The organism is Enterobacter roggenkampii (genome assembly GCF_001729805.1).
Taxonomy (GTDB): Bacteria; Pseudomonadota; Gammaproteobacteria; order Enterobacterales; family Enterobacteriaceae; genus Enterobacter; species Enterobacter roggenkampii.
This window is the reverse complement of record NZ_CP017184.1, coordinates 2,648,121-2,660,936: the sequence shown is the minus strand read 5'-3', so window position 1 is coordinate 2,660,936 and position 12,816 is coordinate 2,648,121. Positions and strand designations below refer to the sequence as shown.

Below are 12,816 nucleotides of genomic sequence, written 5' to 3'. Positions count from 1 at the left end.
ATGAAATTGCTAAATAATGCTTTATGACAGAGTGTAAGAGGATGTTTGCGACAAATTTAGGTTAAAAAAAATCCCGCAATAAGCGGGATTTTTCTGAATAAGGCTCGATTAATCCTTGATCAGGAAGTCGTCCAGCTGTTTACCTTGCTCATCCATCGCTTTCTTGATAACAGCAGGAGTACGACCCTGGCCAGTCCAGGTTTTAGTTTCGCCGTTCTCATCAACGTAGCTATATTTAGCAGGACGGGCAGCACGCTTTGCTTTAGTACCGGTTTTAGCGGCAGCCATGCTGTTCAGCAATTCATTTGGATCGATACCATCAGCAATCAGCATTTCACGATATTGCTGCAGTTTACGAGTACGTTCTTCGATTTCAGCCGCAGCAGCGCTTTCTTCTTCACGGCGTTCATTAACTACAACTTCTAATTTTTCCAGCATTTCTTCAAGCGTTTCGAGGGTGCATTCTCTTGCCTGCGCACGAAGAGTACGGATGTTGTTCAGAATTTTAAGTGCTTCGCTCATTGTAGTAATCTCAAACTTATAATGGGGGGTGGTTTGTTGACCTAATAATAGAGCCATAAATTCAGTTGTGCAATAGCCAGGAATGTAAGGAATTCAAAAAATACTAAATATTGCCGCTATTATTAATTACGCTAACTTAAATTCCGCCACCCAGCAGTCTCGGTTGTTATCATCTGAGCATGCTAAAACAGGCCGCCTGCATCTTTTTTTTGTGACATTTCCCGCAGGAATTATAGTTGCGGCGGAGAAATATCAGCCTTTTGTATTAGTTCTCACCCCTGGTGCTAAGCCTGAAATAGTTAATAAATAGTGAATCTTAAAGGACACGGATTCCACTATAAAAAGAAGTGTTATGTTTGGCTTAACTTATAACTTCGTCGCCTGGCTGAATGCGTTTACTTCATGTTTTAACGGGTTATTTTGTTAAACAGACGGTACTGAACGCCGTACTGAACTGCATCCTCTGTGCGCTGCATCGCTGATGACCAGACAAAATATGGTACAATGACTCATCGGGAATATTACACATTGATTAGGGTTTTACGGCCAATGGCACAACTTTATTTCTACTATTCGGCAATGAATGCCGGGAAATCCACCGCGCTGCTGCAATCCTCGTACAATTATCAGGAGCGAGGGATGCGTACCGTTGTTTATACGGCGGAAATTGACGATCGCTTTGGCGCGGGGAAGGTGAGCTCCAGAATAGGGCTCTCGTCGCCTGCAAGGCTGTTTAACCCGAAAACCGATCTGTTTGAAGACATTCGTGCAGAACATGCTGCGCAGCCCATTCATTGTGTCCTGGTCGATGAGAGCCAGTTTCTGACGCGTGAACAGGTCCATGCCCTGTCAGAGGTAGTCGATGAGCTTGATATCCCCGTGCTGTGTTATGGCCTGCGCACGGATTTCCGCGGCGAGCTTTTTGAAGGGAGCCAGTATTTGCTCGCCTGGTCGGATAAACTTGTCGAACTGAAAACGATCTGCTTCTGCGGTCGTAAAGCCAGTATGGTACTTCGTCTTGACCAGGCCGGAAAACCTTATGCAGATGGTGAGCAGGTGGTGATAGGCGGCAATGAACGCTATGTTTCGGTCTGCCGTAAGCATTATAAAGAAGCGCTGTCTATAGGCTCGCTGACGGCGATTCAGCACGACAACAGAAAATAACGTCTGGCTTATTATTCAGACATAAAAAAACCCGCCATAAAGGCGGGTTTTTCATCTGCTGATGTCAATTAAGCGCTTTTCTTCGCTTTCTTGTCAGCTTTGATGACAGAGGCTTCTGTTTTCACAGCGGCAACGTCACCTTCTTTGAACTCACGACCGTAGTAGGTATCCAGCAGAATCTGTTTCAGCTCGGAGATCAGTGGGTAGCGCGGGTTAGCACCAGTACACTGGTCATCGAATGCATCTTCAGACAGCTTATCTACGTGAGCAAGGAAGTCAGCTTCCTGTACGCCCGCTTCACGGATTGACTTAGGAATACCCAGTTCAGCTTTCAGGCTTTCCAGCCATGCCAGCAGTTTCTCAATCTTGGCAGCAGTACGGTCACCCGGTGCGCTCAGACCAAGGTGGTCAGCGATTTCAGCATAGCGACGACGTGCTTGTGGGCGGTCGTACTGGCTGAAAGCAGTCTGCTTGGTTGGGTTGTCGTTAGCGTTATAACGGATAACGTTGCTGATCAACAGGGCGTTCGCCAGACCGTGAGGAATGTGGAACTGTGAGCCCAGTTTGTGCGCCATTGAGTGGCAAACACCCAGGAAGGCGTTGGCAAACGCGATACCGGCGATGGTTGCGGCACTGTGGACACGTTCACGTGCTACAGGGTTTTTAGACCCTTCGTTGTAGGACGCTGGCAGGTTTTCTTTCAGCAGTTTCAGAGCCTGCAGAGCCTGACCGTCAGAGAACTCAGATGCCAGTACAGAAACGTAGGCTTCCAGGGCGTGAGTTACCGCATCCAGACCACCGAATGCACACAGTGACTTCGGCATCTCCATAACCAGGTTCGCATCAACGATAGCCATGTCTGGCGTCAGCGCATAGTCAGCCAGTGGGTATTTCTGACCGGTTGCATCGTCTGTTACTACCGCGAATGGCGTGACTTCTGAACCGGTACCGGAAGTGGTGGTGACCGCGATCATTTTCGCTTTTACGCCCATTTTCGGGAACTTGTAGATACGTTTACGGATATCCATAAAGCGCAGCGCCAGTTCTTCGAAGTGAGTTTCTGGATGCTCGTACATCACCCACATGATTTTCGCGGCGTCCATTGGGGAACCACCACCCAGTGCGATAATCACATCTGGTTTGAAGGAGTTAGCCAGTTCAGCACCTTTACGTACCACGCTCAGGGTTGGGTCAGCTTCAACTTCGAAGAACACTTCAGTTTCGACGCCAGCCGCTTTCAGCACAGAGGTGATCTGGTCAGCGTAGCCGTTGTTGAACAGGAAACGGTCAGTCACGATGAGCGCACGTTTGTGGCCATCAGTAATCACTTCATCCAGCGCGATTGGCAGAGAGCCACGGCGGAAGTAGATAGATTTCGGAAGTTTGTGCCACAACATGTTTTCAGCTCGCTTAGCAACGGTTTTCTTGTTGATCAGGTGTTTTGGACCAACGTTTTCAGAGATGGAGTTACCACCCCAGGAACCACAACCCAGAGTCAGGGAAGGTGCGAGTTTAAAGTTGTACAGGTCACCGATACCACCCTGAGAAGCAGGGGTGTTGATCAGGATACGTGCGGTTTTCATCATCTGACCGAAGTGAGCAACACGCTCTGGCTGGTTATCCTGGTCAGTGTACAGACAAGAGGTGTGACCGATACCGCCCATGGCAACCAGCTTCTCCGCTTTCTCTACCGCCTCTTCGAAATCTTTCGCACGGTACATGGCAAGCGTAGGAGACAGTTTTTCGTGTGCGAACGGCTCGCTTTCGTCAACAACTTTCACTTCACCGATCAGGATTTTGGTGGTTGCCGGAACGGTAAAGCCTGCGAGTTCAGCAATTTTGTAGGCTGGCTGACCCACGATAGCGGCGTTCAGCGCGCCATTTTTCAGGATGATGTCCTGAACCGCTTTCAGCTCTTTGCCCTGCAGCAGGTAGCCGCCGTGGCTGGCGAAACGTTCGCGAACCGCGTCATATACGGAATCCACAACTACAACAGACTGTTCAGATGCACAGATTACACCGTTATCGAAGGTTTTAGACATCAGTACAGACGCGACAGCACGTTTGATGTCAGCAGTTTCGTCGATAACAACAGGGGTGTTACCCGCGCCCACACCGATAGCCGGTTTACCGGAGCTGTATGCAGCTTTAACCATGCCTGGACCACCGGTCGCCAGAATCAGGTTAATGTCCGGGTGATGCATCAGCGCGTTGGACAGCTCAACAGAAGGTTGGTCGATCCAGCCAATCAGGTCTTTTGGTGCACCCGCAGCGATAGCGGCCTGCAGGACGATATCTGCAGCTTTGTTGGTCGCGTCTTTCGCACGTGGGTGTGGAGAGAAGATGATTGCGTTACGGGTCTTCAGGCTAATCAGTGATTTGAAGATAGCGGTAGACGTTGGGTTAGTGGTCGGAACGATACCGCAGATAATGCCGATAGGTTCAGCGATGGTGATAGTACCGAAGGTGTCGTCTTCAGACAGCACGCCACAGGTTTTCTCATCTTTATAGGCGTTGTAGATATACTCTGAAGCAAAGTGGTTTTTGATCACTTTATCTTCAACGATACCCATGCCGGATTCGGCAACGGCCATTTTAGCGAGAGGGATTCGAGCATCTGCAGCAGCCAGTGCGGCCGCGCGGAAGATTTTATCAACCTGTTCTTGGGTGAAATTGGCATATTCACGCTGGGCTTTTTTCACGCGCTCGACGAGGGCGTTCAGTTCAGCGATATTAGTAACAGCCATAATGCTCTCCTGATAATGTTTAAACTCTTTTAGTAAACCAGCGCTCGATACGTCACACAGTATAGACAGAGCCGATAGCACTTGCGTAACACAAAATAAAACAAAGAGTTACTTTGTACACCAGCACACTAATTTACTAAAAGAGCCTTACCTTAGCATCATCCCTTTTTGGCAGGTGGCCTCCCTGGGGATGTAACCAAGATTACTCACTTCTGAGTACGAAAATCATGATCTGCGTCAATTTTCCCCTAAGCTGATACCTTTCAGCAGGGTTATTTCGTGCTGATTTTTCCAGTGTTAAATAATTACGTAAGTATTGGAAGCGGCGCTATCATTGATTATACAAATGTTTAACATCCTGAAATGATAACGTTTTGGTACAGATTTCAAGTGAAGTATGCTGATAAAAAGGGTATCTTCAGCGCGATTTCTCACGACAAATTGTCAGTCCAGGGCATGTGTATAAGCGGAGCAAAACGTGATCCAAACGCTCTTTGATTTTCCAACGTATTTTAAATTTTTTATTGGTTTGTTTGCCCTGGTCAACCCGGTGGGGATCATTCCTGTCTTCATTAGTATGACGAGTTACCAGACAGCGGCGGCCAGGAATAAGACCAACCTCACCGCTAACCTGTCGGTGGCGATCATATTGCTCACCTCTCTTTTTCTCGGCGACACGATTCTCCAGCTTTTCGGGATTTCGATAGATTCTTTCCGCATTGCAGGTGGGATCCTGGTGGTGACCATCGCCATGTCCATGATCAGCGGTAAGCTTGGCGAGGATAAGCAGAATAAACAAGAGAAGTCAGAAACCGCCATCCGCGAAAGCATTGGCGTGGTGCCGCTGGCCTTACCGCTCATGGCCGGTCCTGGGGCCATCAGTTCAACCATTGTCTGGGGCACGCGTTATCATAGCCTGATGCACCTGATTGGTTTTTCCGTGGCTATTGCCATTTTTGCGCTCTGCTGTTGGGGCGTGTTCCGCATGGCACCCTGGCTGGTGCGCTTGCTGGGTCAGACGGGCATCAACGTCATTACGCGTATCATGGGCCTGTTGCTGATGGCGTTAGGGATCGAATTCATCGTCACGGGTATTAAAAGCATTTTCCCCGGATTATTGCATTAATACTTCATATGAAAGAACGGAGCGACGGCTCCGTTTTTTTTACGTGATTATCAGCAAATCATATAACTAAAGTTGAAATGCTCACATATCATAATAAATTCTACTAATAATGTTCATTTCTTGTATTTCAATAGGTTATTAATTCCGCCTTACCCCGCCTGCGCAGAAAATCTTCGATCGCTCTGTTATTTTACTCACATGATACTCTGGGGCTTGCTGAGAGATAACCGAAATGATATTAGTAATTTCAACATTCCCCTAGATGAATGTGCTAAATAATAACCAGTTGTTAAATTTTTGTACAAAATCACACGATGATAGCGCAGCGACGCGCTTGTAGAGAAAATTTTCTCTATCCTATTGAATATCATGTCTTTATAGTGATGTTCGATGTCCGGCAGGGCTGCCCTCAACGATACGGTACTCACCGTAAAAGAGAATTGCTTAACAAATTTGCAAAATGTATTGGCGCACGATTACGCCATTTGATACTTTCCGGCCTAATATTTTGCAGCATAAAACAATCAGATGAGAATTATTTTCATATGGTTCTCATCTCGGATATCCAGAACAGGTCTCAAACAGGGGAGGCCTGTAAAGAATCGACGCAAGACTGCCATACGAGCGGTCAGTAATAAAAAAGTCGGTGATAGCAAGCAGTAAAAGAAGAACCTGACAGCAGCAAAAAAAACTCCTGCGCTGTACAGGCCCCAACAGGGGATTACACAGCTGGCGAAGGCCAGTCATTATAATGAGTGGAGTATCAACACAATGTCCATCATCACAAAAAAAAATCTGGTAGCGGCGGGGATTTTAACTGCGCTAATCGCGGGAAACGCTGCAATGGCTGCGGACGTTCCTGCAGGTGTTCAGCTGGCGGAGAAGCAGACGCTGGTGCGTAACAACGGTGCGGAAGTTCAGTCTCTTGACCCGCACAAAATTGAAGGTGTTCCTGAGTCTAACGTTAACCGCGACCTGTTCGAAGGCCTGCTGGTCACTGACGTAGACGGCCACCCGGCACCGGGCGTGGCAGAAAAATGGGAAAACAAAGATTTCAAAGTCTGGACCTTCCATCTGCGTAAAGATGCGAAATGGTCCGACGGTACGCCGGTCACGGCTGAAGATTTCGTTTATAGCTGGCAGCGTCTGGCGAATCCAACGACCGCCTCTCCGTATGCGAGCTACCTGCAATATGGCCATATTGCCAATATTGATGACATCATCGCGGGCAAAAAACCGATCACCGATCTGGGCGTTAAAGCGATCGATGCCAATACCTTCGAAGTCACGTTGAGCGAACCTGTTCCGTACTTCTATAAGCTGCTGGTTCACCCGTCCGTCTCCCCGGTACCAAAATCCGCCGTGGAAAAATTTGGTGAAAAATGGACCCAGCCTGCCAATATCGTGACCAACGGCGCCTATAAGCTGAAAGACTGGGTGGTCAACGAGCGTATGGTGCTTGAGCGTAACCCGCAATACTGGGACAACGCTAAAACCGTGATTAATCAGGTGACCTACCTGCCAATTTCTTCCGAAGTGACTGACGTCAACCGCTACCGCAGCGGAGAAATCGACATGACCTATAACAACATGCCGATTGAACTGTTCCAGAAGCTGAAGAAAGAGATCCCGAAAGAAGTTCACGTCGACCCGTACCTGTGCACCTACTACTATGAAATCAACAACCAGAAAGCACCGTTCACCGACGTACGTGTTCGTACTGCGCTGAAGCTGGCACTGGATCGCGATATCATCGTGAACAAAGTGAAAAACCAGGGCGATCTGCCGGCATACAGCTATACCCCTCCTTACACCGATGGCGCAAAACTGACCGAGCCAGACTGGTTCAAACAGACGCAGGAACAGCGTAACGCAGAAGCGAAGAAACTGCTGGCCGAAGCGGGCTATACCGCCGATAAGCCGCTGACCTTCAGCCTGTTGTACAACACGTCCGATCTGCACAAAAAACTGGCTATCGCCGTCGCCTCGATCTGGAAAAAGAACCTGGGCGCGAACGTGAAGCTGGAGAACCAGGAGTGGAAGACCTTCCTCGACAGCCGTCATCAGGGCACCTTTGACGTGGCGCGTGCCGGCTGGTGTGCGGACTATAACGAACCGACCTCCTTCCTGAACACCATGCTGAGCGACAGCTCAAACAACACCGCGCACTATAAGAGCCCGGCGTTTGACAAGCTGATTGCCGACACGCTGAAAACCACTGACGAAGCACAGCGTACTGAACTGTACTCTAAAGCTGAGCAGCAGCTGGATAAAGATTCCGCGATCGTTCCGGTTTACTACTACGTTAACGCCCGTCTGGTGAAACCGTGGGTAGGTGGGTACACCGGTAAAGACCCGATGGATAATATCTACGTTAAAAACTTGTATATTATCAAGCATTAATGGCAATGAGTGGGGCGGGCGTGCTCGCCCCACGGTGTCTAACCAACGTCACATTATATAGGCACACGCCAGAAGGTACGGGCAATGTTGAAATTTATCCTACGTCGCTGTCTTGAAGCGATTCCAACGCTATTTATTCTCATCACGATTTCCTTCTTCATGATGCGCCTTGCGCCGGGAAGTCCATTTACCGGTGAGCGTACGCTGCCGCCAGAAGTGATGGCGAATATCGAAGCGAAATACCACTTAAACGATCCTATCTCTACCCAGTACTTCAATTACCTGAAGCAGCTGGCCCACGGTGATTTTGGACCGTCATTTAAATATAAAGACTATTCCGTTAACGACCTGGTGGCGTCCAGCTTCCCGGTTTCGGCGAAATTGGGTGCAGCGGCATTCATTCTGGCCATTGTTTTCGGGGTCACCGCAGGCGTCATCGCCGCGCTCAGACAAAATACCAAATGGGATTATGCCGTAATGGGGGTGGCAATGACCGGGGTAGTCATACCCAGCTTCGTTGTCGCGCCATTACTGGTGATGATATTTGCCATTACGCTGAAGTGGCTGCCTGGCGGCGGCTGGAACGGCGGGGCATTTAAGTTCATGATTTTGCCGATGGTGGCATTATCCCTGGCGTACATCGCCAGTATCGCGCGTATCACCCGTGGTTCAATGATCGAAGTGCTGCACTCGAACTTCATTCGTACCGCGCGCGCGAAAGGGCTGCCGATGCGTCGGATTATCTTCCGCCACGCGCTCAAACCGGCGCTGTTGCCCGTACTCTCCTACATGGGACCAGCATTCGTCGGGATCATCACCGGCTCGATGGTTATCGAAACCATTTACGGCCTGCCGGGCATTGGCCAGCTGTTTGTTAACGGCGCGCTTAACCGCGACTATTCGCTGGTACTGAGCCTGACCATTCTCGTCGGTGCGCTGACCATTCTCTTTAACGCTATCGTCGATGTGCTGTATGCCGTCATCGACCCGAAAATCCGTTACTAACTGGAGCACGCCATGATGTTGAGTAAGAAAAACAGCGAGGCGCTGGAAAACTTCAGTGAAAAACTGGAAGTGGAAGGTCGTAGCCTCTGGCAGGACGCGCGTCGTCGCTTTATGCACAACCGCGCGGCGGTGGCGAGTCTTGTGGTTCTGGTAATCATCGCGCTGTTTGTGACCCTTGCACCGATGCTGTCGCAATTTACCTATTTCGACACCGACTGGGGCATGATGTCCAGCGCGCCGGATATGGAGTCTGGCCACTATTTTGGTACGGACTCCTCCGGACGTGACCTGCTGGTGCGCGTCGCTATCGGTGGGCGTATCTCGCTGATGGTCGGGATTGCTGCCGCGCTGGTGGCGGTGATCGTGGGGACGCTCTACGGCTCACTGTCCGGCTATCTTGGCGGCAAAGTGGACTCGGTGATGATGCGTCTGCTGGAAATCCTGAACTCCTTCCCGTTTATGTTCTTCGTCATCCTGCTGGTGACCTTCTTTGGTCAGAATATCCTGCTGATCTTCGTGGCCATCGGGATGGTGTCCTGGCTGGATATGGCGCGTATTGTTCGCGGCCAGACGCTGAGCCTCAAACGCAAAGAGTTTATCGAAGCCGCGCAGGTCGGCGGTGTCTCTACCGGGAATATCGTGGTTCGCCATATCGTTCCTAACGTGCTGGGCGTGGTGGTGGTCTATGCCTCACTGCTGGTGCCAAGCATGATCCTGTTTGAATCCTTCCTGAGCTTCCTCGGTCTGGGTACGCAAGAGCCGCTGAGCAGCTGGGGCGCGCTGCTGAGTGATGGTGCAAACTCAATGGAAGTATCACCGTGGCTGCTGTTATACCCGGCGGGTTTCCTGGTCGTTACCCTGTTTTGTTTTAACTTTATCGGCGATGGCCTGCGTGATGCCCTCGACCCGAAAGACCGTTAAGGAGCGCCGTCATGACAATGATTGAAACGGCAACCGCGCCACAGGCGCAGCAGCGGAGCGACCTTCTGCTGGACGTAAAAGATCTTCGCGTCACCTTTAAGACCCCGGACGGGGATGTGACCGCCGTGAACGATCTCAACTTCAACCTGCGCGCGGGTGAAACGCTCGGTATCGTGGGGGAATCCGGTTCCGGTAAATCCCAGACCGCCTTTGCGTTAATGGGCCTGCTGGCCGCTAACGGTGTGATTGGCGGTTCCGCGAAATTCAACGGTCGTGAAATCCTCAACCTGCCGGAGCACGAGCTGAACAAGCTGCGCGCAGAGCAGATCTCGATGATTTTCCAGGATCCGATGACCTCGCTGAACCCGTACATGCGCGTCGGTGAGCAGCTGATGGAAGTGCTGATGCTGCATAAAGGTCTGGGCAAAGCCGAAGCCTTTGAAGAGTCGGTCAAAATGCTCGATGCGGTGAAAATGCCGGAAGCGCGCAAGCGTATGCGCATGTTCCCGCACGAGTTCTCCGGCGGTATGCGTCAGCGCGTGATGATTGCGATGGCGCTGCTGTGCCGGCCAAAACTGCTGATTGCCGACGAACCGACCACCGCGCTGGACGTTACCGTTCAGGCGCAAATCATGACCCTGCTGAACGAGCTGAAGCGTGAGTTCAACACGGCGATTATCATGATCACCCACGACCTGGGCGTGGTGGCGGGCATCTGTGACAAAGTGCTGGTGATGTATGCCGGTCGTACCATGGAATACGGCAAAGCGCGTGAGGTGTTCTATCAGCCAGCCCATCCTTACTCGATCGGCCTGCTGAACGCGGTGCCGCGTCTCGATGCGGAAGGGGAATCCCTGCTGACCATTCCGGGCAACCCGCCAAACCTGCTGCGCCTGCCGAAAGGCTGTCCGTTCCAGCCGCGCTGTCCGCACGCGATGGAAATCTGCAATAGCGCACCGCCGCTGGAAGAGTTTGCACCAGGCCGTCTGCGCGCCTGCTTTAAGCCGCAGGAGGAGCTGGTATGAACGCATTAGATGAAAAACGCAATGTACTGCTCGAAATTGCTGACCTTAAAGTGCATTTCGACATCAAGGACGGCAAACAGTGGTTCTGGCAGCCGTCGAAGACCCTGAAAGCGGTGGACGGCGTCACGCTGCGCCTGTATGAAGGGGAAACCCTGGGCGTGGTGGGCGAGTCCGGCTGCGGTAAATCGACCTTTGCGCGCGCCATTATCGGTCTGGTAAAAGCCACCGACGGCAAAGTGGCCTGGCTGGGTAAAGATCTGCTGGGCATGAAGCCCGACGAGTGGCGCGACGTGCGCAGCGATATCCAGATGATTTTCCAGGATCCGCTGGCGTCATTAAACCCGCGTATGACCATCGGTGAGATTATTGCCGAGCCGCTGCGGACCTATCATCCGAAGATGTCTCGCCAGGAAGTGCGCGATCGCGTTAAGGCGATGATGCTGAAAGTCGGGCTGTTGCCTAACCTCATCAACCGCTATCCTCACGAGTTCTCCGGCGGTCAGTGTCAGCGTATTGGTATTGCACGCGCCCTGATCCTCGAACCGAAGCTGATTATCTGTGATGAGCCGGTTTCCGCGCTCGACGTCTCCATTCAGGCGCAGGTGGTTAACCTGCTGCAGAAGCTGCAGCGCGAAATGGGGCTGTCGCTGATCTTCATCGCGCATGACCTGGCCGTGGTGAAACACATCTCTGACCGCGTGCTGGTGATGTATCTGGGGCACGCCGTGGAGCTGGGCACCTATGACGAGGTGTACCACAATCCGCTGCACCCTTACACCAAAGCGCTGATGTCGGCAGTGCCGATCCCCGATCCCGATCTGGAAAAGAATAAGACCATCCAGCTTCTGGAAGGGGAATTGCCTTCACCGATTAACCCGCCGTCGGGCTGTGTCTTCCGCACGCGCTGCCCTATGGCCGGGCCGGAATGTGCGAAAACGCGGCCGGTTCTAGAAGGCAGTTTCCGACATGCGGTTTCCTGCCTGAAAGTAGACCCGTTATAATCGCAAGGGCTGACATGATGTCAGCCCTTATTTTTTGCGAGGTCACTGTGTCGCGTTTATTCACGTCAGCCCGTCGGCGGCTTTATCATGTTTTATTCGATCCTGAAACGGTATCCGGACGGCGCTTCGAGGGTCTTTGTGGTTTATTTGCGCTCCTCAGCGTGGTTATCATCTTTATTGAATCGGGTGCCGGGACGCAATACCACCTGACGTTTGACGAATGGCATGTCTTTGTCTGGCTTGAGCTGGCGATTACCCTGGTGTTTACCGCTGAATATCTCCTCCGAGTGATTGCCTGGCCTAACCCGGCCCGATATGTTTTCAGCTTCTGGGGATTTATCGATTTAGCCACCATTCTGCCGCTCTACGTCATGTGGCTGTGGCCGGAAATCAGCCTGAGCTATGTCTTTGCCTGGCGAGCGATGCGCGTTATTCGCGTATTACGTATTCTGAAATTACTGCGCTTTATGCCCTCACTGCGCATATTCTGGAGCGCAATCGTCAGCGCCCGTCATCAGCTTATTCTGTTCTATTCGTTTATTGCCATTGTCATGATTGTTTTTGGCGCACTGATGTATCTGATTGAGGGGCCGAAATATGGCTTTACGACGCTCAATGCGTCCGTCTACTGGGCGATCGTGACCGTAACGACCGTGGGGTACGGGGATATCACGCCCCATACGCCGCTGGGGCGAATTGTGGCCTCAGTGCTTATTTTGATTGGCTATTCGGTCATTGCCATTCCGACCGGGCTGATTACCACGCACATGAGTAGCGCATTTCAGAGCCGGAAGCAGCAGCGCAAATGTCCGCGATGTCATCAGGGGGAACATGAACTCAACGCGCGTTATTGTCACCGCTGTGGGAATCCGTTGCCGGAGTAAATAAAAAAGGCTGCAATC

10 protein-coding genes are annotated in these 12,816 nt (G+C 51.3%); 8 read left to right on the top strand and 2 right to left on the bottom strand.

The window, feature by feature from the left end; translation table 11 throughout:
- Nucleotides 1-108: 108 nt before the first annotated feature.
- The gene (hns, locus tag BFV67_RS12540; protein ID WP_008502781.1) at nucleotides 109-522 is read right to left on the bottom strand and encodes a histone-like nucleoid-structuring protein H-NS; all 414 of its coding nucleotides are present in this window, start codon (nucleotides 520-522) and stop codon (nucleotides 109-111) included.
- A 549-nt stretch (nucleotides 523-1,071) separates the two neighbouring features.
- Between hns and tdk the strand changes: the two genes are divergently transcribed.
- The gene (gene tdk, locus BFV67_RS12535) at nucleotides 1,072-1,686 is read left to right on the top strand and encodes a thymidine kinase (protein WP_069598456.1); all 615 of its coding nucleotides are present in this window, start codon (nucleotides 1,072-1,074) and stop codon (nucleotides 1,684-1,686) included.
- Between the two features lie 68 nt (nucleotides 1,687-1,754).
- Here the strand turns inward: tdk and adhE are convergent, their stop codons facing one another.
- Nucleotides 1,755-4,433 carry a bifunctional acetaldehyde-CoA/alcohol dehydrogenase gene (gene adhE, locus BFV67_RS12530; RefSeq protein ID WP_008502783.1) on the bottom strand — a complete coding sequence of 893 codons (2,679 nt, stop codon included), beginning with the start codon at nucleotides 4,431-4,433 and terminating at the stop codon, nucleotides 1,755-1,757.
- Between the two features lie 478 nt (nucleotides 4,434-4,911).
- On the opposite strand from adhE, the gene BFV67_RS12525 reads away from it, so the two are divergent.
- The 7 genes from BFV67_RS12525 (at nucleotide 4,912) to BFV67_RS12495 (ending at nucleotide 12,798) form a co-directional block, all read left to right on the top strand.
- The gene (locus BFV67_RS12525) at nucleotides 4,912-5,559 is read left to right on the top strand and encodes a YchE family NAAT transporter (protein ID WP_008502784.1); all 648 of its coding nucleotides are present in this window, start codon (nucleotides 4,912-4,914) and stop codon (nucleotides 5,557-5,559) included.
- Between the two features lie 771 nt (nucleotides 5,560-6,330).
- Nucleotides 6,331-7,962 carry an oligopeptide ABC transporter substrate-binding protein OppA gene (gene oppA, locus BFV67_RS12520; protein WP_008502785.1) on the top strand — a complete coding sequence of 544 codons (1,632 nt, stop codon included), beginning with the start codon at nucleotides 6,331-6,333 and terminating at the stop codon, nucleotides 7,960-7,962.
- A gap of 84 nt (nucleotides 7,963-8,046) precedes the next feature.
- Nucleotides 8,047-8,967, top strand: coding sequence for an oligopeptide ABC transporter permease OppB (gene oppB / locus BFV67_RS12515; protein WP_069598455.1), 921 nt, complete (start codon nucleotides 8,047-8,049; stop codon nucleotides 8,965-8,967).
- A 12-nt stretch (nucleotides 8,968-8,979) separates the two neighbouring features.
- Entirely contained in the window at nucleotides 8,980-9,888 is a 909-nt protein-coding gene (oppC, locus tag BFV67_RS12510) for an oligopeptide ABC transporter permease OppC (protein WP_008502787.1), read from the top strand.
- Between the two features lie 11 nt (nucleotides 9,889-9,899).
- Nucleotides 9,900-10,913 (top strand): ABC transporter ATP-binding protein, encoded by a 1,014-nt coding sequence (gene oppD, locus BFV67_RS12505; RefSeq protein WP_023292231.1) that lies wholly within the window; start codon nucleotides 9,900-9,902, stop codon nucleotides 10,911-10,913.
- The gene (oppF, locus tag BFV67_RS12500; RefSeq protein WP_008502789.1) at nucleotides 10,910-11,914 is read left to right on the top strand and encodes a murein tripeptide/oligopeptide ABC transporter ATP-binding protein OppF; all 1,005 of its coding nucleotides are present in this window, start codon (nucleotides 10,910-10,912) and stop codon (nucleotides 11,912-11,914) included. Before oppD ends, oppF begins: the two co-directional genes overlap by 4 nt.
- Nucleotides 11,915-11,928: 14 nt before the next feature.
- Nucleotides 11,929-12,798 (top strand): ion transporter, encoded by an 870-nt coding sequence (locus BFV67_RS12495; RefSeq protein WP_008502790.1) that lies wholly within the window; start codon nucleotides 11,929-11,931, stop codon nucleotides 12,796-12,798.
- The last annotated feature ends 18 nt before the right edge of the window (nucleotides 12,799-12,816 follow it).